This is a genomic window from Kosakonia sp. ML.JS2a (assembly GCF_025642095.1).
Lineage (GTDB): Bacteria > Pseudomonadota > Gammaproteobacteria > Enterobacterales > Enterobacteriaceae.
This window is the reverse complement of the sequence record NZ_CP106754.1, coordinates 557,477-576,490: the sequence shown is the minus strand read 5'-3', so window position 1 is coordinate 576,490 and position 19,014 is coordinate 557,477. Positions and strand designations below refer to the sequence as shown.

General features: G+C 53.9%; 20 protein-coding genes. 8 read left to right on the top strand and 12 right to left on the bottom strand.

Annotated features, from left to right (window positions below):
• The first annotated feature begins 6 nt into the window (after positions 1-6).
• On the top strand, positions 7-1,425 hold the full coding sequence (locus tag N7922_RS02735) for a glutamate synthase small subunit (protein WP_263099131.1): 1,419 nt from the start codon (positions 7-9) through the stop codon (positions 1,423-1,425).
• Between the two features lie 113 nt (positions 1,426-1,538).
• Here the strand turns inward: N7922_RS02735 and sspB are convergent, their stop codons facing one another.
• The 5 genes from sspB to zapE form a co-directional block, all read right to left on the bottom strand.
• Positions 1,539-2,042 (bottom strand): ClpXP protease specificity-enhancing factor, encoded by a 504-nt coding sequence (sspB, locus tag N7922_RS02730; protein ID WP_263099130.1) that lies wholly within the window; start codon positions 2,040-2,042, stop codon positions 1,539-1,541.
• Positions 2,043-2,046: 4 nt separating this feature from the next.
• Positions 2,047-2,685 (bottom strand): stringent starvation protein SspA, encoded by a 639-nt coding sequence (gene sspA, locus N7922_RS02725; RefSeq protein WP_045512693.1) that lies wholly within the window; start codon positions 2,683-2,685, stop codon positions 2,047-2,049.
• A gap of 312 nt (positions 2,686-2,997) precedes the next feature.
• Entirely contained in the window at positions 2,998-3,390 is a 393-nt protein-coding gene (gene rpsI / locus N7922_RS02720; RefSeq protein ID WP_000829818.1) for a 30S ribosomal protein S9, read from the bottom strand.
• Between the two features lie 15 nt (positions 3,391-3,405).
• On the bottom strand, positions 3,406-3,834 hold the full coding sequence (gene rplM, locus N7922_RS02715; RefSeq protein WP_004868222.1) for a 50S ribosomal protein L13: 429 nt from the start codon (positions 3,832-3,834) through the stop codon (positions 3,406-3,408).
• A 243-nt stretch (positions 3,835-4,077) separates the two neighbouring features.
• Positions 4,078-5,205: a cell division protein ZapE gene (gene zapE / locus N7922_RS02710; RefSeq protein WP_263099129.1), complete on the bottom strand. Its 1,128-nt coding sequence runs from the start codon at positions 5,203-5,205 to the stop codon at positions 4,078-4,080.
• Between the two features lie 189 nt (positions 5,206-5,394).
• Here zapE and zapG point away from each other — a divergent pair, with 189 nt between their 5' ends.
• From zapG to degS, 3 genes are all read left to right on the top strand, one after another.
• Positions 5,395-5,793, top strand: a complete 399-nt coding sequence (zapG, locus tag N7922_RS02705) for a Z-ring associated protein ZapG (RefSeq protein ID WP_088236601.1) — start codon at positions 5,395-5,397, stop codon at positions 5,791-5,793.
• A gap of 169 nt (positions 5,794-5,962) precedes the next feature.
• A complete protein-coding gene (gene degQ, locus N7922_RS02700; RefSeq protein WP_263099128.1) occupies positions 5,963-7,336 on the top strand; it encodes a serine endoprotease DegQ in 1,374 nt (457 codons plus the stop codon).
• A 93-nt stretch (positions 7,337-7,429) separates the two neighbouring features.
• Entirely contained in the window at positions 7,430-8,497 is a 1,068-nt protein-coding gene (degS, locus tag N7922_RS02695; protein WP_263099127.1) for an outer membrane-stress sensor serine endopeptidase DegS, read from the top strand.
• Between the two features lie 68 nt (positions 8,498-8,565).
• On the opposite strand, the gene mdh is transcribed toward degS, so the two are convergent.
• On the bottom strand, positions 8,566-9,504 hold the full coding sequence (gene mdh / locus N7922_RS02690; RefSeq protein ID WP_263099126.1) for a malate dehydrogenase: 939 nt from the start codon (positions 9,502-9,504) through the stop codon (positions 8,566-8,568).
• Positions 9,505-9,912: 408 nt separating this feature from the next.
• Between mdh and argR the strand changes: the two genes are divergently transcribed.
• The 3 genes from argR (at position 9,913) to yhcN (N7922_RS02675) (ending at position 11,390) form a co-directional block, all read left to right on the top strand.
• Positions 9,913-10,383, top strand: coding sequence for a transcriptional regulator ArgR (gene argR, locus N7922_RS02685; RefSeq protein WP_061492976.1), 471 nt, complete (start codon positions 9,913-9,915; stop codon positions 10,381-10,383).
• A gap of 378 nt (positions 10,384-10,761) precedes the next feature.
• Positions 10,762-11,025, top strand: coding sequence for a peroxide/acid stress response protein YhcN (gene yhcN / locus N7922_RS02680; RefSeq protein ID WP_263099125.1), 264 nt, complete (start codon positions 10,762-10,764; stop codon positions 11,023-11,025).
• A 101-nt stretch (positions 11,026-11,126) separates the two neighbouring features.
• Positions 11,127-11,390: a peroxide/acid stress response protein YhcN gene (gene yhcN, locus N7922_RS02675; RefSeq protein WP_263099124.1), complete on the top strand. Its 264-nt coding sequence runs from the start codon at positions 11,127-11,129 to the stop codon at positions 11,388-11,390.
• Positions 11,391-11,447: 57 nt separating this feature from the next.
• On the opposite strand, the gene N7922_RS02670 is transcribed toward yhcN (N7922_RS02675), so the two are convergent.
• The 5 genes from N7922_RS02670 to aaeX all read right to left on the bottom strand — a co-directional run bounded on the left by N7922_RS02670 (position 11,448) and on the right by aaeX (position 16,392).
• Positions 11,448-11,717 carry a hypothetical protein gene (locus tag N7922_RS02670; protein WP_263099123.1) on the bottom strand — a complete coding sequence of 90 codons (270 nt, stop codon included), beginning with the start codon at positions 11,715-11,717 and terminating at the stop codon, positions 11,448-11,450.
• Positions 11,718-11,737: 20 nt separating this feature from the next.
• Positions 11,738-13,192, bottom strand: coding sequence for an NAD-dependent succinate-semialdehyde dehydrogenase (locus N7922_RS02665; protein WP_263099122.1), 1,455 nt, complete (start codon positions 13,190-13,192; stop codon positions 11,738-11,740).
• Positions 13,193-13,275: 83 nt separating this feature from the next.
• Positions 13,276-15,243, bottom strand: coding sequence for a p-hydroxybenzoic acid efflux pump subunit AaeB (aaeB, locus tag N7922_RS02660; RefSeq protein ID WP_263099121.1), 1,968 nt, complete (start codon positions 15,241-15,243; stop codon positions 13,276-13,278).
• Positions 15,244-15,248: 5 nt separating this feature from the next.
• Positions 15,249-16,181, bottom strand: coding sequence for a p-hydroxybenzoic acid efflux pump subunit AaeA (gene aaeA / locus N7922_RS02655; RefSeq protein WP_263099120.1), 933 nt, complete (start codon positions 16,179-16,181; stop codon positions 15,249-15,251).
• Positions 16,182-16,188: 7 nt separating this feature from the next.
• On the bottom strand, positions 16,189-16,392 hold the full coding sequence (gene aaeX, locus N7922_RS02650; RefSeq protein ID WP_061492969.1) for a p-hydroxybenzoic acid efflux pump operon protein AaeX: 204 nt from the start codon (positions 16,390-16,392) through the stop codon (positions 16,189-16,191).
• 214 nt (positions 16,393-16,606) lie between these two features.
• On the opposite strand from aaeX, the gene aaeR reads away from it, so the two are divergent.
• Entirely contained in the window at positions 16,607-17,530 is a 924-nt protein-coding gene (gene aaeR / locus N7922_RS02645) for an HTH-type transcriptional activator AaeR (protein WP_263099119.1), read from the top strand.
• A 37-nt stretch (positions 17,531-17,567) separates the two neighbouring features.
• On the opposite strand, the gene tldD is transcribed toward aaeR, so the two are convergent.
• Positions 17,568-19,013 carry a metalloprotease TldD gene (gene tldD / locus N7922_RS02640; RefSeq protein ID WP_263100824.1) on the bottom strand — a complete coding sequence of 482 codons (1,446 nt, stop codon included), beginning with the start codon at positions 19,011-19,013 and terminating at the stop codon, positions 17,568-17,570.
• Position 19,014: the final 1 nt, after the last annotated feature.

Sequence of the window (19,014 nt, the reverse complement as noted above, 5' to 3'; positions counted from 1 at the left end):
ATTCAGATGAGTCAGAATGTTTACCAATTTATCGACCTACAGCGCGTTGACCCGGCAAAAAAACCGCTGAAGCTGCGTAAAATCGAATTTGTTGAGATCTATGAGCCCTTCTCTGAAGGCCAGGCCAAGGCGCAGGCAGATCGCTGCCTCTCCTGCGGCAACCCTTACTGCGAGTGGAAATGCCCGGTTCATAACTACATTCCGAACTGGCTGAAGCTGGCTAACGAAGGGCGTATTTTCGAAGCTGCGGAACTGTCGCATCAGACCAACACCCTGCCGGAAGTGTGCGGGCGCGTATGCCCGCAGGATCGTCTGTGCGAAGGTTCCTGTACGCTGAATGACGAGTTTGGCGCCGTGACCATCGGCAATATCGAGCGTTATATCAACGATAAAGCCTTTGAAATGGGCTGGCGTCCGGATTTAACCGGCGTGAAGCAGACCGACAAGCGTGTCGCCATTATCGGCGCGGGTCCGGCTGGGCTGGCGTGCGCCGACGTGCTGACCCGCAACGGTGTCAAAGCGGTCGTCTTCGATCGTCACCCGGAGATCGGCGGCTTGCTGACCTTTGGTATCCCGGCATTTAAGCTGGAAAAAGAAGTGATGACGCGTCGCCGTGAAATCTTCACCGGCATGGGCATTGAGTTCAAACTGAATACGGAAGTCGGTCGTGACGTACAGCTGGAAGATCTGCTGAAAGAGTATGACTCCGTCTTCCTGGGCGTGGGGACCTACCAGTCCATGCGTGGTGGCCTGGAGAATGAAGATGCGCAGGGTGTTTATGACGCATTGCCGTTCCTGATCGCCAATACCAAACAGCTGATGGGCTATGGCGAAACGCCGGACGCGCCATACGTCAGCATGGAAGGTAAACGCGTTGTGGTGCTTGGCGGTGGCGACACGGCGATGGACTGCGTACGCACTTCTGTTCGTCAGGGAGCCACCCACGTTATCTGCGCCTATCGCCGTGACGAAGAGAACATGCCGGGCTCGAAACGCGAAGTAAAAAACGCACGCGAAGAGGGTGTGGAATTCCAGTTTAATGTGCAGCCGCTGGGTGTTGAGATCAACGCTAACGGCAAAGTCTGCGGCGTGAAAATGGCGCGTACCGAGATGGGCGCACCGGATGCGAAAGGTCGTCGTCGTGCAGAGATCGTTGCAGGTTCAGAGCATGTGGTGCCAGCGGATGCGGTTGTTATGGCGTTTGGTTTCCGTCCTCACAGCATGGAGTGGCTGGCTAAGCACAGCGTTGAGCTGGACTCTCAGGGCCGTATTATCGCGCCTGAAGGTAGCGAAAATGCCTTCCAGACCAGCAATCCGAAAATCTTTGCCGGTGGAGACATCGTGCGTGGTTCCGATTTGGTCGTTACCGCCATCGCCGAAGGCCGTAAGGCGGCTGAAGGCATCATGAATTTCCTCGAAGTGTAATATCCATGTAGTGCCCAAAAGGAGGCTTCGGCCTCCTTTTTTATTGTCTTTTTTCAGGGAAGGACTGCAGGAACTGCCGATAGCAAAACAGGGCCAACCGGCCCTGTTTTGTTTTACTTCACTACCCGCAGCGACGGTCGCCCACCGCGCGGCGGCGGATCGTCGTCAGGATCGTTATCCTGATCGTCTGCGTGGTCAGGTTTATCACCGTCGATAACCGACATTACCGTCTCGCTTTCCTGCGCGGAAGTCTCGTCGTCATCGTTCAGACTAACGGCGTCTTCGTCGTATGCAGCTTCCGGTTCAAACATGGTGCCGGCGCCGTTTTCACGGGCATAAATCGCCAGTACGGCGGCCAGCGGCACAGAGACCTGGCGAGGTACACCACCGAAGCGAGCGCTGAAGCGCACTTCGTCATTGGCCAGCTCCAGGTTTCCGACCGCGCGCGGCGCGATGTTTAACACGATTTGCCCGTCACGCGCATACTCCATCGGCACGCGTACGCCCGGCATCGTCACATCAACAACCAGATGCGGCGTAAGCTGGTTATCCAGCAGCCATTCGTAAAAGGCCCGTAATAAGTACGGACGGCGTGGAGACAGTTGTGACAAATCCATGCAATTAACCCCGGCCCAGGCGCATTTCGCGCTCGGCTTCTGTCAGAGAGGCGAGGAAGGAGTCGCGTTCAAATACCCGCGTCATATATCCTTTCAGCTCTTTAGCGCCTGTACCGCTCAGCTCAATACCCAGTACCGGCAAACGCCACAGCAGCGGAGCAAGGTAGCAATCCACCAGGCTGAATTCGTCATTCAGGAAGTAAGGTTTCTGGGTGAACAGCGGGCCAATTGCCAGCAGTTCTTCACGGAGCTGTTTACGCGCCGCGTCAGCCTGCGCACCACTGCTGTTCTGGATAGTATTCATCAGCGAATACCAGTCCTTCTCAATACGGTGCATGTACAGACGGCTTTCACCACGCGCGACCGGATAAACCGGCATCAACGGCGGATGCGGGAAACGCTCATCCAGATATTCCATAATGATGCGTGATTCCCACAGAGTGAGCTCACGATCTACAAGTGTCGGTACGCTTTGATTCGGGTTGAGGTCAATCAGATCCTGAGGAGGATTATCCTTTTCCACGTGCTCAATTTCGAAGCTGACACCTTTTTCGGCCAGCACGATACGGACCTGATGGCTATAGATGTCCACAGGACCAGAAAACAGCGTCATTACCGAACGTTTGTTGGCAGCGACAGCCATGAAAACCTCCAGGTATATTCAGTATTTACTACTACCGGACCAAATCGACCGGTCAGATGTTGAGTTAACCACCCGCGCGTACTGTCACTCTCGTTTAAAAAGCAAACAAAAAATGAACAATCCCAGCCATTTGGGCAGAAAATTGGATGATAGTTTACCAGATTTTGCGGGCTTTGTGGTGAGGGGATTCTGGAAATGCTGAAAAAGAAGAGATAATCAATCAATTACTGTGGATAACATGATTTTTATCCATAAAAAAACCCGGTTTGCACCGGGTTTTTTCGCCAATCGTTCTGCCGAAGCAGAAACCAATTAACGTTTGGAGAACTGCGGACGACGACGTGCTTTGCGCAGACCGACTTTTTTACGTTCAACCTGACGAGCGTCACGGGTGACGAAGCCAGCTTTACGCAGTTCGGAACGCAGGGACTCGTCGTACTCCATCAGAGCGCGGGTGATACCGTGACGGATCGCGCCGGCCTGACCAGAGATACCACCACCTTTAACAGTGATGTACAGGTCCAGTTTTTCTACCATATCAACCAATTCCAGCGGCTGGCGAACTACCATGCGAGCAGTTTCGCGACCGAAGTACTGTTCCAGAGAACGCTGGTTAATAACGATTTTACCGTTGCCCGGTTTGATGAACACGCGAGCGGCGGAGCTTTTGCGGCGACCAGTGCCGTAGTATTGATTTTCAGCCATTGCCTATAATCCCGATTAGATGTCAAGAACTTGCGGTTGCTGTGCCGCGTGGTTGTGCTCGTTGCCTGCGTAAACTTTCAGTTTACGGTACATAGCACGACCCAGCGGGCCTTTTGGCAGCATGCCTTTAACCGCGATTTCAATCACACGCTCAGGACGGCGGGCAATCATCTCTTCAAAGGTCGCTTCTTTGATACCACCGATGTGGCCGGTGTGGTGGTAGTACATTTTGTCTTCGCGCTTGTTGCCGGTTACAGCAACTTTTTCTGCGTTCAGAACGATGATGTAATCACCAGTATCAACGTGCGGAGTGTATTCCGCTTTATGCTTACCGCGCAGGCGACGAGCCAGTTCGGAAGCCAGACGGCCCAGAGTTTTACCGGTCGCGTCAACAACATACCAGTCGCGTTTTACGGTTTCTGGTTTAGCTGTAAAAGTTTTCATTAAAAGCTTACCCAAATAAATTAGTTACACGTTGGTGAACACCCAAACGCTTAAATACAAGTGAGGTTCACACGACATTGTCCAGTAAACCCACCCCTTCGGATATGTTTAGCCGGCACACAAGTGTTTCGGGAAAAAAACCTTGTTGTAACGTGGGGTCGCAGGATTATAGAGAAGTCGGGGTCAAAGATCGACCCCTTTTTGTGATTTGGATGGGGATTTGTCGCGTCTTTTCCCGCCCCACTACGGCATATGCGTGCGTTTCAGGTACTCTTCGCTCTGCATCTCCTGCAAACGCGATAGACAGCGCTGAAATTCAAACTTCAGACGTTCGCCTTGATAAATCTCATGCAGCGGCGATGCGGCGCTCACCACCAGTTTTACATGACGCTCGTAAAACTCATCCACCAGTGCAATAAAGCGCCGTGCCTCACTTTCCATCAGCGGCGTCATCACCGGCACTTCAAATAACAGAACGGTATGGAACAGCCGTGAGAGTGCAATGTAATCGTGCTGGCTGCGCGCATCCACACAGAGCGTGGCAAACGACACCGCCAGCGTCTGGTTTTCCACGCCCAGAGTCGGCAACGGACGGTGATTAATTTCCAGCTCCGGCGCACGCTCGCGTGTTGCGCCCGCCAGCGCCAGCCAGAGTTTGTCCATCTGTTGGTGAGTTTCATCATTGAGCGGCGTCAGCCACAGATGCGCCTGCGTTAACGTACGCAGGCGATAATCGACACCCGCATCGACATTCATAATGTCGCAGAACTGCTTGATTGCATCGATAGCGGGCAGAAAACGCGAACGCTGCAAGCCGTTGCGATAGAGCTCATCTGGCGGAATATTCGAGGTGGCGACCAGCGTGATCCCACGCGCGAACAGCGCTTTCATCAATCCGCCAAGCAGCATTGCGTCGGTAATGTCCGACACGAAAAATTCATCGAAACACAGCACATCGGTTTCGGCTTTAAAGCGGTCAGCCACGATCTCCAGTGGGTCCGTTTGCCCTTGCATCGACGTCAGCTCTTCGTGCACGCGCAGCATAAAACGGTGGAAATGCAGGCGCTGCTTACGGGCTCCGGGCAGGCTTTGATAGAACAGATCCATCAGCCAGGTCTTCCCGCGCCCTACGCCGCCCCACATATACAGGCCGCGTACTGGCGCTGGCGTGCGCGTATCGCGCTTGCCCAGCAATTTGCCGAACGTCGCCAGCAGGCCGCTGCTCTGCGGTGCGGCAGTTTCACTGCGGTTGATTAACGCCTGGTAAATAATGTCCAGTCGGTTAACGGCTTCTTTTTGCACATCATCCGGCTGATGGCTACCCTCGTGCAGGGCATTGAGATATCGCGATGTCGGGGAAAGGCTTTGCATGGTGTTATTGTTGTTCCTTGAAAATCGATCCGCCCCCACAGGGTTGACGAAAAAAAGGCCGTTCTACACTACGCGATGCTGCGGCAGGATTCCACTTCTGCACTATTAGCGGTTATAGTGGCACTATCAGGCGCAGGCAGGAGCTTGCCGCCGGGACCCTACGGAATCACAAAACAACGGGAGAAGTTCATGACCTGGGAATATGCGCTAATTGGGTTGGTTGTCGGCATTATTATCGGTGCCGTGGGCATGCGTTTCGGAAACCGCAAATTGCGCCAACAACAGGCCTTGCAGTACGAACTGGAAAAAAACAAAGCCGAACTGGAAGAGTACCGCGAAGAGCTGGTGAGCCACTTTGCCCGCAGCGCAGAGCTTCTGGATAACATGGCGCACGACTACCGCCAGCTTTACCAGCACATGGCTAAAAGCTCCTCCAGCCTGCTGCCGGAAATGTCCGCGGAAGAAAACCCGTTCCGTAACCGTCTGGCTGAATCGGAAGCCAGCAACGATCAGGCGCCGGTACAGATCCCGCGCGACTATTCAGAAGGTGCATCCGGCCTGTTGCGCGGCAGCGCAAACCGCAAATAATCGATCCTTTTCCTTATTTTTACGGGCGCGTATCGCGCGCCCGTCCCTTCTTCTGCATCGCAGCTATTATTTAGTCGTTCACCTCATTGTTACGCGGTTGAAATTTCAATAACATCAAATTGTTTTGGGGCGTCATTCCTTTCACTTCAGGTAACGAGAGCCAGCATCAATGAAGAAACCAACCCAGCTGTTGAGTGCGTTTGCGTTAAGTGTCGGGTTAACTCTCTCGGCACCATTCCAGGCGATGGCGGCGATGCCGTCACAGGTGCCTGGCCAGGGTGCGCTGCCAAGTCTCGCGCCGGTTCTGGAAAAGGTTCTGCCCGCCGTGGTTAGCGTGCAGGTTGAAGGTACAGCCGTACAGGGTCGGAAAATCCCTGAGGAACTGAAAAAGTATTTCGGCGAAGAGATGCCGGATCAGCAGCAGCAAGCGCAACCCTTTGAAGGTCTGGGGTCCGGCGTCATTATCGATGCCGCCAAAGGCTATGTGTTGACCAATAACCACGTCATCAATCAGGCGCAAAAAATCAATGTGCAACTGAACGATGGGCGCGAGTTCGAAGCCAAACTGATTGGCAGCGACGATCAGAGCGACATCGCTCTGCTACAGTTGCAAAACGCGTCTAACCTGACGCAAATCGCCATCGCCGATTCGGATACGCTGCGCGTGGGCGATTTCGTTATCGCCGTCGGCAACCCGTTCGGCCTTGGTCAGACGGCGACATCCGGGATTGTCTCTGCACTCGGGCGAAGCGGTCTGAATCTGGAAGGGCTGGAAAACTTTATTCAAACCGACGCCTCCATCAACCGCGGTAACTCCGGCGGCGCGCTGCTGAATCTTAACGGCGAGCTTATCGGCATCAATACGGCGATCCTCGCGCCGGGCGGCGGCAGCGTGGGCATCGGTTTTGCTATCCCCAGCAATATGGCGCAGACGCTCTCTAAACAGTTGATTCAGTTTGGTGAGATTAAACGCGGCTTGCTGGGTATTAAAGGCACAGAAATGAGCGCAGACATCGCCAAAGCCTTTAATCTCAATGTTCAGCGCGGCGCGTTTGTCAGCGAAGTGTTACCGAATTCCGGCTCTGCGAAAGCGGGGATCAAATCCGGCGATGTGATTGTCAGTCTGAACGGGAAGCCTTTAACCAGCTTTGCTGAACTGCGTTCACGCATTGCCACCACAGAACCCGGTTCGAAAGTGAAACTCGGCATTCTGCGCGACGGCAAACCGCTGGATGTGGAAGTGACGCTGGATAAAAGCACCTCCTCTTCCGCCAGCGCGGAGCTGATTTCACCGTCCTTGCAGGGCGCGGAATTAAGCGACGGCCAGCTTAAAGACGGCACCAAGGGCATTACCATTGGTGAGGTGGAGAAAGGCAGCGCCGCTGCGCAGGCCGGTCTGCACAAAGATGACGTGATCATTGGCGTGAACCGTGACCGCGTGCAATCCATCGCGGAAATGCGCAAAGTGCTGGAAACAAAACCCTCGGTAATGGCGTTGCATATCATCCGCGGAAACGACAGCATCTATTTATTGCTGCGTTAAGCGTTTCCTCTTCCCGGGCATCACCGCCGCATGTGATGTCCGGGTAACTCATGGTATGCTGCTGCCGTTCCCTTTTTTAATGACTATCCCATCATGTATGTGAAGCTTTTACGCTCGGTTGCAATCGGTGTTGTCGTCGGTGGCCTGATCATCGCCGCCATGCCTTCGTTACGCCAGAATAACCCTCTGGTGTCGCGTCAATTCGACAGCACGGATGAAACGCCCGCCAGCTACAACCCGGCAGTTCGTCGTGCGGCGCCTGCGGTGGTAAACGTCTATAACCGCAGCCTGAATAGCTCCACCCATGATCGTCTCGAAATCCGCACCCTGGGTTCCGGTGTGATCATGGACCAACGCGGTTATATCGTTACCAACAAACACGTGATTAACGACGCAGACCAGATCATCGTCGCTTTGCAGGATGGTCGGGTGTTTGAAGCGCTGCTGGTCGGTTCGGATTCTCTGACCGATTTGGCGGTACTGAAGGTGAATGCCACCGGCGGGCTGCCAGTGATCCCCATCAATGCCAAACGCACGCCGCATATCGGTGATGTGGTGCTGGCAATCGGTAACCCGTATAACCTCGGGCAAACCATTACCCAGGGGATTATCAGCGCCACCGGGCGTATCGGCCTGAACCCTACCGGGCGGCAAAACTTCCTGCAAACCGATGCGTCCATCAACCACGGCAACTCCGGCGGTGCATTGGTTAACTCGCTGGGCGAACTGATGGGCATCAACACCCTTTCCTTCGATAAAAGCAATGATGGCGAGACACCGGAAGGTATTGGTTTTGCGATTCCCTTCCAGCTGGCTACCAAGATTATGGATAAGTTGATCCGCGATGGCCGGGTAATCAGGGGCTATATCGGTATTGGCGGGCGGGAAATCGCGCCATTGCATTCGCAGGGCGGCGGCATCGATCCGATTCAGGGGATCGTCGTTAACGAAGTCTCAACCGATGGGCCAGCCGCACGCGCAGGCATCCAGGTGAATGATGTTATTACGTCCGTGAACGGTAAACCTGCGGTTTCAGCTCTCGAAACCATGGATCAGGTAGCGGAAATTCGCCCGGGCTCGGAAATCCCGGTGGAGGTGATGCGTGATGATAAGAAATTGACCTTCAAGGTCACCATTCAGGAATACCCGTCGACCAACTGATGACAACAAAAAACCGGAGCGACAGGCTCCGGTTTTTTTCGCTTCCCGCCATCGCGGGGTAGCAGCATTTAGCGGTTAACGAAGTCTACGCCAAGCTGGATGTCTTTATGGAGCGTTTCCAGCATACCTTCCAGCGACTGCTGCTCAAATGCGCTGAGCTTACCGATAGCATGACGCTCTTCGATACCGTTTTTCCCCAGACGCAGCGGTTGTGCGAAGAAACGCGCGTACTCGCCGTCACCTTCAACATAAGCACACTCCACCACGCCTTGTTCACCCTGTAGCGCGCGCACCAGCGACAGACCAAAACGCGCAGCGGCCTGGCCCATAGAAAGCGTTGCAGAGCCGCCACCCGCTTTCGCTTCAACCACTTCAGTACCCGCATTCTGGATACGTTTGGTCAGATCAGCGACTTCCTGCTCGGTAAAACTTACGCCCGGAACCTGTGACAGCAACGGCAGGATCGTGACGCCAGAATGGCCACCGATCACCGGCACTTCAATACTGCCTGGCAGTTTGTTTTTCAGCTCGGCAACAAAGGTGTTAGAACGGATGATATCCAGCGTGGTCACGCCAAACAGCTTGTTCTTATCGTAGACACCGGCTTTTTTCAACACTTCCGCAGCAATAGCCACTGTGGTGTTCACCGGGTTGGTGATAATGCCAATGCAGGCTTTTGGTGCGGTTTTCGCCACCTGCGCCACCAGATTTTTGACGATACCGGCATTCACGTTGAACAGGTCGGAGCGATCCATACCCGGTTTACGTGCGACGCCAGCCGAAATCAGTACGACATCGGCTCCGACCAGCGCAGGCGTAGCATCTTCGCCGGCAAAGCCTTTAATGTTCACATCGGTAGGAATATGGCTGAGATCCACAGCGACCCCTGGCGTTACAGGGGCAATATCATAGAGTGAGAGTTCTGAACCAGAAGGCAGTTGTGTTTTCAGTAGTAGGGCTAGCGCCTGACCGATACCGCCGGCCGCGCCGAGGACTGCGACTTTCATCCTAAACTCCTTATTATGGTTAGCTAAATATTTTGTTACTCCGTTGCGGCGACCTTAATTCACCCTGATAATTATGACAATGACCCTGCAAAAATTCTGCGGACTGGCACACTGTTAGATCTTATAGTAGGTGGATACGACCGACAGATCGGCAAACTAAGCAACTAACACAGAGAGTTTATAATATAGCTCTGTTATTCACCAAAATTACATCAACTTTATAACATTTACTTTACTTTCAAATGTTATTTGCGACGCAGGACACAAGCCTCTGTCCTTCATGGCAGTTTTTGATAAACTCCGCGCCTTCCACGGTTTTTTTCAGAATTTACCTCATTAGATTATTTGCATAAAAATTCATCCATATGCATAATAATGTTGTTTTCATGACCATAATACGGGTGACTTATGCGAAGCTCGGCAAAACAAGAAGAATTAGTTAAAGCGTTCAAAGCGCTGCTTAAAGAAGAGAAATTCAGTTCTCAGGGAGAGATTGTCCAGGCTTTGCAGGATGAGGGCTTCGACAATATTAACCAGTCCAAAGTATCCCGCATGCTGACCAAATTCGGCGCGGTGCGCACGCGCAATGCAAAAATGGAAATGGTTTACTGCCTGCCGGTAGAACTTGGCGTCCCGACCACGTCCAGTCCGCTGAAAAACCTCGTGCTGGATATCGACTATAACGACGCGGTGGTCGTTATCCACACCAGCCCGGGCGCTGCACAGCTTATTGCACGTCTGTTGGACTCTCTGGGTAAAGCAGAAGGGATCCTCGGCACCATCGCCGGTGACGACACCATCTTCACTACGCCTTCCAGCAACTTTACCGTTAAACAACTGTACGAAGCGATCCTGCAAGTCTTCGAACAGGAGCTCTAATCGCGCTTCCCCGCGGTTTTTACCGCGGGGGAATATTCGGCTTTTCTTTCCTTCACCCCGACATTTCACCACATCCACTTTAACAGTTAGTGCGATTTATCGTTTCGCTTGACCACTCCAGCGCATACCACCGCACAAAAAATCAAATCCAGATATCCATATGATTTTATTAACTATCGTTAAGTAATTTATGGCGAAGCGGTGATTTTTTATGCTTTAAGGTAATAAAAAAGCGTATCACTTATTCCCATAAACGAGTGTTATAATTAGCCTGGTATTAATTCTTTGCGTGATTAGTGTATACTTGATTTTGTGATGAGGGTCACGAAATAAGACCCCCGAAGAAATTAAAGCAAAGAATACGACGAGGTAAGCATCATGAATATCAAATCAACTGTAGCAACACTGGGCCTGCTGTCTGCACTGTCATTCGGCGCATTCGCCGCTGATTCCATCAATGCGGATCAGGCACAATCCCGCCAGTCTCTGGGCACCGTTTCTGTCGGCGCGGTCGCATCTTCTCCGATGGATATGCGTGCTGAGCTGAACAAAAAAGCAGAAGCACAAGGCGCATCGGCTTACCGCATCATCGAAGCCCGCACCGGTGACCAGTGGCACGCTACTGCAGAACTGTACAAATAAGTTTTACCGATAAACCCTATGTAATGTCGCTCAACAGCACCAGGTATAAAAAAAGTGGTTCAATCCTTCTCGCTGTTGAGACGCTCTTAAGGAGACTGACAATGAAACGTAATCTGATCATCGCATCCCTTGGCCTTGCTTCACTGATCTCTTTCGGCGCAAGCGCCGCCACCCTGGTCACTAACGATCAGGCCAGCAACCTGCAACCTATGGGCAGCGTCTCTGTATCACAGGTAGGCGGTGTGCCGATGGATATTCGCCAGGAACTGTCCGCCAAAGCTGACCAGGCTGGTGCCAGCAGCTATCGCATTATCGAAGCACGTACGGGCGACCATACCCACGTAACGGCTGAACTGTATAAATAAACCCTCGTCGTCTTGTCCGACGACTTGCCCCTGCCTGTCAGGGGCTTTTTTTTGCCTTCAGCGAACGTTAAAGCGCAACTGCCCTTCCAGTTCCTCTTCGGCTTCATCAAACAACAAGATCAACGCCCCAAAACGGCGACGTTGTTTTTCCGGTAAATGGGTAAACACAATCTCCACCGGTAACGGTAACTCCCCTTCCATCACCGCATCCCACAATGAATCCAAATCGTGAATTTTCTCGCGATCAATAGCGAACTGGTGGGTAAATTCGCGATAGAAAGCACGTTGATCATCAATGTTTTTAAAATCGAACGTGTAGGTTTTCATGGTCTCCGCCGCCCGTAACGTTACAGTCCCCCGAGATGCAGGGTTTTCACTTCAAGGAATTCCTCCAGTCCCAGCACCGATCCTTCCCGGCCCAGACCAGATTCCTTCACCCCGCCAAATGGCCCCAGTTCCGTTGATACAGCGCACTCGTTAATGCCGATCATCCCGCTCTCAAGCGCCTGCGAAACGCGGAATACCCGCTGCAGATTCTGCGTATAGAAGTAGGCCGCAAGGCCAAATGGTGTTGCGTTGGCGCGCGTCACGACCTCCTCTTCCGAGGTAAAACGGAAGCAGGCCGCTACCGGGCCAAATGTCTCTTCCTGCGCCAGTTTCATACCGTCGCTGCAATCGCCCAGAACAGTGGGCAGCCAGAAGTTCCCCCCCAGGCTATGCGGTTTGCCGCCTGCCAGCACTTTCGCCCCTTTGGCCACCGCATCGTCCACATGCTCGCGCACTTTCTCCACGGCGGCAGGTTCAATAAGCGGGCCAACGACAACCCCCTCATCCAGGCCATTCCCGACCTTCAGCGCGCTCACCGCTGCGCTCAGCTTCCGGGTAAACTGCTCATAGATCGATTCATGGATATAAAAGCGATTAACGCTGACGCAAACCTGACCGGCATTACGGAATTTATTGGCAATCGCGCCCTGTACCGCCGCGTCGATGTCCGCATCCTCAAACACGATATACGGTGCGTTCCCGCCGAGCTCCATCGACACTTTCTTCATCGTTTCAGCGGCGTTGCGCACCAACGTTTTACCGACAGCAGTCGAGCCGGTGAACGAAATCTTGCGCACGTCATGGCTGGACATAATCGCATCGCTGATTTCAGGCGTATTTCCGGCAACGGCATTCAGCACGCCATCAGGTACACCCGCTTTTTTTGCCAGCGTCAGCAAGGCAAACGCGCTTAGCGGCGTGTTATTGGCGGGTTTGATAACCCCGGTGCATCCCGCCGCCAGTGCCGGACCCAGTTTGCGCGTCAGCATCGCCATCGGGAAGTTCCACGGCGTAATAGCCGCCACCACACCGACGGGTTCACGGGTTGCAAGGATCCGTGAACCGGGCTTAATCGGGGGAATAATCTCCCCATTGGCGCGTTTGGCCTGCTCCGCAAACCACTGAATAAAGCTGGCGGCATACTCCACTTCGCCTTCGGCTTCTTTCAAAGGCTTGCCCTGTTCGGTGGTCATCAACTGACCCAGCCAGCGTTTGTTTTCAATGATCAATTCATACCAGCGATAAAGAATGGTGGAGCGTTCTTTCGCGGTTTTCGCCCGCCATGCGGGGAAGGCCCGGGTCGCAGCAGCGATGGCCTCTTCCGTCTCTTTTTTGCCTGCTTTAGCAACTTTCGCGATGACGTCACCGGTGGCGGGGTTCAGAACGTCAAATGTGGTAGCCAGCGATTTCCAGACGCCATCAACCAGATAACCGGTCTGAAAAAGCGCGTTATCCTGCAGTGCCTGCGTGGTCATTTGTCCTCCTGATCGGTGATGTGTGAAATCTCTTCCCAAGTATAGACATAAAAAAACCGACGCTTTTGGCGTCGGTTCTGCGTTTAACTGCGGGTAAGCGCATGCTGGTATTTCCGCAACATGCCCGTCAGCCGGTGCACAGGCTCGGTAACCTGCGGCGGGGCATCCCAGTGGTGCAATTTATGCTGGTAGATGTCCAGCTCATCCAGTAACTGCGTAAAACTGAGCTGGCGCTTATTATCGTTACCGGCAGAAATGACCTGCGCGGCGGTACGGCGTAGCTGCCGGTGAAACGCCGAGAGATCATCATTAATCGGTACAGGCGCATCGCGCAGGCGCTGGTGAGCAATAATCAGCGTTAACGCCAGGCGAAACTTCGCTATATCGCCGGGGAATTTGTTCAACAGCAGAAAAAGCTGCTGATACAGTGCAGGCAAGTGGTTCTCTTTACGGCGCGCAGTATTGGTGGTCATCGCCGATACCGCCGCCGACACAAACTGATTCAACAACATGCGTCCGGTACGTGCTCGTGAATTATCCCGCACCAGCAGCAACACCAGCATCGCCAGCACCACGCCCACCAGTTGCCCCAACGCATTATCCAGAAACTGGCTGAACTTAAAGGTCATGGGATTATCCAGCACCAGGATATTAATGGTCCCCGCCAGCGTCGCCATTGAACCCAGACGCCGTTTCTGCACTTCAATGCCAATGAAGAACGCGAGCACCGCCATACTGATACAGAGCAGCAGCATGCTTTGCTGGGTGGAGGGCAGGATCACTAAGTAGTAGAACGACCCGATAGGCAACGCCCATAACATGCCGTAAATAAAGTCTTTTGCTACCATTTTCGGATTTGGCAAACGCATTGCCAGTGAAGTAACAACGGCAATCATCACCATCGAACCGCTGCCCGATGTCCAGCCCGTCCACAACCAGAACAGCGTCCCGAGCATGCATGACAATGTCGTGCGCCAGAAGTTAACCATTGCATGATGGCGCTCCGCCGACTCCGGTTTCACCACCGTTTCACCCTGCAACACCTCTTCTTCAATGGTGCTGATCTTCGCATTGCCAATCACACCGCGTTTCAGCAACAGATAGCGGGTTGCCGCGCCGACCCAGCTATAAATGGTCACCGGCGTCTCCCGCTCACCGGTCCAGGCGATCACCCGGCGCACTCTTTTCATCTGTTTGTGAACATCCTGCACGCTGTCGACCGGTTCATTAAATAGCTCGCGGAAGGTGTCGGTGATCAGCTCCGGGCGAGTGTTTTGAATCAGGTAGGTTTCACACGCCTGTGTTATTAACGTCAACGACAGGGTATTAATCGCCTTCAGGCGTCGGTTGGCGCGCCCCCAGCGGGAAGACTCAATCTTCAGGTTGGTGCGCATGCCATCCAGCGCGGTCGTCCGCCGCACCAGGGCTGCCCAGGCTTTGTCGACCTCTTCACTGTCGCCATGTTTGATGCACAACTGCATCAGCTGATAGTGCGCCACCAGCAGGCTATCCAGTTCGCGGTCAATTTCCTGCTTAATTGAGCGTGGGGAAAACAGCAGGTCGGCAACAATCGCGCAGAGAATGCCCACCACAATTTCGCTGCAACGTTCAACGGCAAATTGCGGCGCCAACAGCGGCTCGGTTTGAATGGTGACGACAATAATTAACGCGGTGTAGCCTGCCAGTCCCCACGCATAGGAGTTTTCGACGCGCACCAGCGAAGAGACCCAGGTGCAAAACCCGGCCCAGATACAGCACACCATCAACATCAGCAGCGGCGTGCGGATCAGCATGATAATAATGGTTAAGCCGGCAATACAGCCAATAAAGGTGCCGATAATGCGCAACATCCCGCGATAACGGATCGCGCCGGAATAAGGTTCGCCTCCGGCGGCAAAGGCCGGACCCGCAGCAACGATGGCCGCAGTCAGCACCGCCCAGCGTGGCGTTTCAAGCTGAAAGTGGAAACCTACGAACAGCGCCAGCACCACGGCAAAGGCCAGTTTGAAGGCAAAACGCAGATGCTGGCTGGCAATTGAGAACAGCCCCATAGCGATTACCCCAGCTCACGCAGACGATGCGCCATTTTGCGGAAGAAAGAGTCCTGGCTTTCATCGCGATCGGATTGCCCCGTCACCACCACCGTGGCGGTCGTGCCCGACGGCCACAAATTCCCCTGTTGCTGATCGAGACGAATACGCACCGGCACACGCTGCGCCAGACGAACCCACTCCAGATTGGAGTCAATGGTCGCCATTCCTTTGCTGTCATTGCTGCTGCTGGCATTCGTCACCCCGGCGGCAATGCTGTCCACGGTTCCTTTCAACACCTGATTACTGCCCAGCGGGGTGACTTCCGCCCGGTAACCCGCGCGGACGCCTTCCAGCTTGGTCTCTTCCATATAAGCCAGAACATAGAACGTGTTCTGCTTCACCAATGCCACAGCGGTGGAGCCACGGGTGATAAACTCGCCAGCGTAAACGTTGAGGTTGGTGACCCAGCCGTCCGACGGGGCACGAATAATCGTACGTTCAAGATCCAGCTTTGCCAGATCGCGGGTCGCAACGGCTTTTGCTAACTGATGCAGTTCGGTTTGCAGCGTATTATTGGCCTGGTCGATTTCTTCACGTGACATCGCCTGCACGCCCAACTGGTTACGACGCCCGGCTTCACGACGTTTTTCGCTGACCAGCGCCTCGTAATAGGCGACATCCGCCTCGTCTTGCTCGAGGGCTTTTTGATAGCGTGGCTGATCGATAGTGAACAGGACTTGTCCCTGTTTCACCAGTTGGTTGTCATGCACATTGACTGACGTGACCAGCCCGGTGACATCCGGCGCGATGGCGACGACGTCAGCACTAAAACGCGCATCACGCGTCCAGGGCGATTCAGTGTAATAGACCCAGGCGCGGAAGATAGCGATGAATGCCAGAATAACCAGTACCATCGTGATTGCGGTACGGGAGATATTTCTTGTTAGTGTTTTCACATCTACCTCAAACAAACAGGCGCGACAGCAGATAAAACAGGCAGCAGTAGAGCGCGGTATTAAATAACGCCGGGTGCCAGACAAAGTCGTAGATCCCGGTCGGGACCAGCACACGACGCACCAGCCAGAAGATCGCCAGTGACAAAATTAATTCGAAAAAAATCGGTGGGAACGATAAACCGAACACCACGATTACGGGAAACAGACTCATGTTGACCTTGATTAGAGAGCACGCAGGTGACAATTTTTCTCACGTCACCGCAGGAGTAAGGGCAAGGAAAGCCAGGCGAGAGTGACGCGTTTTTTCTTACCCTGACCGGGCTTAGCCGCCCCAGGGTGATTATTCAGCTAACAGTATATTAACGTAACTGTTATGCTGTTATCTATATAATGTGATCTAAATCACTTTTAAGCCAGAGTGAATAATGGAACGACTAAAGCGGATGTCGGTATTTGCCAAAGTGGTGGAGCTGGGCTCTTTTACCGCCGCTGCCCGACAGTTACAAATGAGCGTTTCGTCCATCAGCCAGACGGTGGCAAAGCTGGAAGATGAGTTGCAGGTTAAGCTGCTAAACCGCAGTACACGCAGCCTGGGGCTGACCGAAGCCGGAAAAATTTACTACCAGGGCTGTCGGCGGATGCTGCATGAAGTACAGGATGTACACGAGCAGCTTTATGCGTTTAACAACACGCCTATCGGCACGCTGCGCATTGGCAGTTCTTCAACCATGGCGCAAAATGTGCTGGCAAAAATGACAGCGGATATGCTGAAAGAGCATCCGGGGTTGTCGGTTAACCTGGTGACCGGGATCCCGGCGCCGGATCTGATCGCCGACGGGCTGGATGTGGTGATCCGCGTTGGGGCATTGCAGGATTCCAGTCTCTTCTCCCGCCGCCTTGGCGCGATGCCGATGGTGGTCTGCGCCGCCAAAAACTACCTTGCCCAATACGGCATTCCTGAAAAACCCGCCGATCTGGCGAACCATTCCTGGCTGGAATACAGCGTGCGTCCGGATAATGAGTTTGAGCTGGTCGCACCGGAGGGGATCTCTACACGGTTGATTCCACAGGGGCGCTTTGTCACCAACGATCCGATGACGCTGACGCGCTGGCTTACCGCCGGCGCCGGGATCGCGTTTGTGCCGTTAATGTGGGTGATCGATGAGATCAACAATGGCGCGCTGGAGATCCTGCTGCCGCGCTATCAATCGGATCCTCGCCCGGTTTACGCGCTGTATACGGAAAAGGATAAGCTGCCGCTCAAGGTGCAGGTGTGCATTAACTACCTGACGGATTATTTTATCGGCGTGGCAAAGGTTTACCAGAGCATGCAAGGCCGTAGGGTGTGATGCTCCCCTCCCGCAGAAGGAGAGGAGCTGGGGGTGATTATGCGGTACCGCCGACGGTGAGTTTGTCCACTTTCAGTGTCGGCTGACCCACGCCGACCGGTAAACTCTGACCTTCTTTGCCACAGACGCCAACGCCGTTGTCCAGCTTCAGGTCGTTACCCACCATGGAGATCTGCTGCATCGCTTCAATGCCGGAGCCAATCAGCGTCGCGCCTTTAACCGCTTTGGTGACTTTACCTTTTTCGATCAGGTAGGCTTCAGAGGTAGAGAACACGAACTTGCCGGAGGTGATATCCACCTGGCCGCCGCCAAAGTTCGGCGCATAAATACCGTAATCCACCGATTCAATAATTTCCTGCGGCGTGGATTTACCTGCCAGCATATAGGTGTTGGTCATGCGCGGCATCGGCAGATGCGCATAAGACTCACGACGCCCGTTGCCGGTAGGTTTAACCCCCATCAGACGCGCGTTCATTTTGTCCTGCATATACCCTTTCAGCACGCCGTTTTCGATCAGCACGTTGTACTGACCCGGCGTACCTTCATCGTCAATAGCAACCGAGCCACGGCGGTCGACAATAGTGCCGTCATCCACCACGGTACAGAGTTCAGAGGCGACCCGTTGCCCCATCTGGCCACTGAACACCGATGTGCCACGACGGTTAAAATCACCTTCCAGCCCATGACCAACCGCTTCGTGCAGCAGCACGCCTGGCCAGCCAGCACCCAATACCACCGGCAAAGTGCCCGCAGGCGCAGCAACAGCAGAAAGATTGACTAACGCCATACGAACGGCTTCTTTGGCCCAGGCATCTGCGCGTACGTCGCCATCGACTTCTTGCAGGAACCAGTCATAACCAAAACGACCGCCGCCGCCGCTGGAACCACGCTCGCGCTTGCCATCATCTTCAACCTGGACGCTAACCGAGAGACGCACCAGCGGACGCACATCCGCCGCCAGCGTACCGTCGGTTGCCGCCACCAAAATCAACTCATAAACACCGGTCAGGCTGGCGGAGACTTCCTGCACGCGCTTGTCCGCGGCCCGTGCGACGTTATCCACGCGGCGCAGAATATCCAGCTTCTCTTCGCGGCTCATACTTTGTAACGGATCGATGCTGGTATAGAGGCTCTGATGCTCAATCGCACCCAGGGTTTTTACCTTCCCGTCGCCCTCTTCACGCACAATGGTGCGCGCGGCTTGTGCGCTCTGCTCCAGCGCCAGCAGGCTGATTTGGTCAGCATAGGCGAAACCGGTTTTCTCTCCACTCACGGCCCGTACGCCTACGCCCTGGTCGATGTTATAAGAACCATCTTTGATGATACTGTCTTCCAGAACCCAGGATTCGTGATAGCTCGACTGAAAATAGAGATCGCCGTAGTCAAGACGACGCGCGGTCAGTTGGCCAAGAATGGTAAACAGATCCTGATGGCTCAGGCCATTCGCTGCCAGCAGTTGTTCACTCACCAGATTAAGACTCATC

Bases quoted from the DNA above. Each gene is read 5' to 3' on its own strand.
- yhcN (WP_263099125.1), top strand. From the start codon at position 10,762: ATGAATATCAAATCAACTGTAGCAACACTGGGCCTGCTGTCTGCACTG.
- mdh (WP_263099126.1), bottom strand. From the start codon at position 9,504: ATGAAAGTCGCAGTCCTCGGCGCGGCCGGCGGTATCGGTCAGGCGCTA.
- aaeB (WP_263099121.1), bottom strand. From the start codon at position 15,243: ATGGGGCTGTTCTCAATTGCCAGCCAGCATCTGCGTTTTGCCTTCAAA.
- aaeX (WP_061492969.1), bottom strand. From the start codon at position 16,392: ATGAGTCTGTTTCCCGTAATCGTGGTGTTCGGTTTATCGTTCCCACCG.
- degQ (WP_263099128.1), top strand. From the start codon at position 5,963: ATGAAGAAACCAACCCAGCTGTTGAGTGCGTTTGCGTTAAGTGTCGGG.
- N7922_RS02670 (WP_263099123.1), bottom strand. From the start codon at position 11,717: ATGAAAACCTACACGTTCGATTTTAAAAACATTGATGATCAACGTGCT.
- zapG (WP_088236601.1), top strand. From the start codon at position 5,395: ATGACCTGGGAATATGCGCTAATTGGGTTGGTTGTCGGCATTATTATC.
- yhcN (WP_263099124.1), top strand. From the start codon at position 11,127: ATGAAACGTAATCTGATCATCGCATCCCTTGGCCTTGCTTCACTGATC.
- N7922_RS02735 (WP_263099131.1), top strand. From the start codon at position 7: ATGAGTCAGAATGTTTACCAATTTATCGACCTACAGCGCGTTGACCCG.
- sspB (WP_263099130.1), bottom strand. From the start codon at position 2,042: ATGGATTTGTCACAACTGTCTCCACGCCGTCCGTACTTATTACGGGCC.
- aaeR (WP_263099119.1), top strand. From the start codon at position 16,607: ATGGAACGACTAAAGCGGATGTCGGTATTTGCCAAAGTGGTGGAGCTG.
- sspA (WP_045512693.1), bottom strand. From the start codon at position 2,685: ATGGCTGTCGCTGCCAACAAACGTTCGGTAATGACGCTGTTTTCTGGT.
- argR (WP_061492976.1), top strand. From the start codon at position 9,913: ATGCGAAGCTCGGCAAAACAAGAAGAATTAGTTAAAGCGTTCAAAGCG.
- rpsI (WP_000829818.1), bottom strand. From the start codon at position 3,390: ATGGCTGAAAATCAATACTACGGCACTGGTCGCCGCAAAAGCTCCGCC.
- rplM (WP_004868222.1), bottom strand. From the start codon at position 3,834: ATGAAAACTTTTACAGCTAAACCAGAAACCGTAAAACGCGACTGGTAT.
- tldD (WP_263100824.1), bottom strand. From the start codon at position 19,013: ATGAGTCTTAATCTGGTGAGTGAACAACTGCTGGCAGCGAATGGCCTG.
- degS (WP_263099127.1), top strand. From the start codon at position 7,430: ATGTATGTGAAGCTTTTACGCTCGGTTGCAATCGGTGTTGTCGTCGGT.
- N7922_RS02665 (WP_263099122.1), bottom strand. From the start codon at position 13,192: ATGACCACGCAGGCACTGCAGGATAACGCGCTTTTTCAGACCGGTTAT.
- zapE (WP_263099129.1), bottom strand. From the start codon at position 5,205: ATGCAAAGCCTTTCCCCGACATCGCGATATCTCAATGCCCTGCACGAG.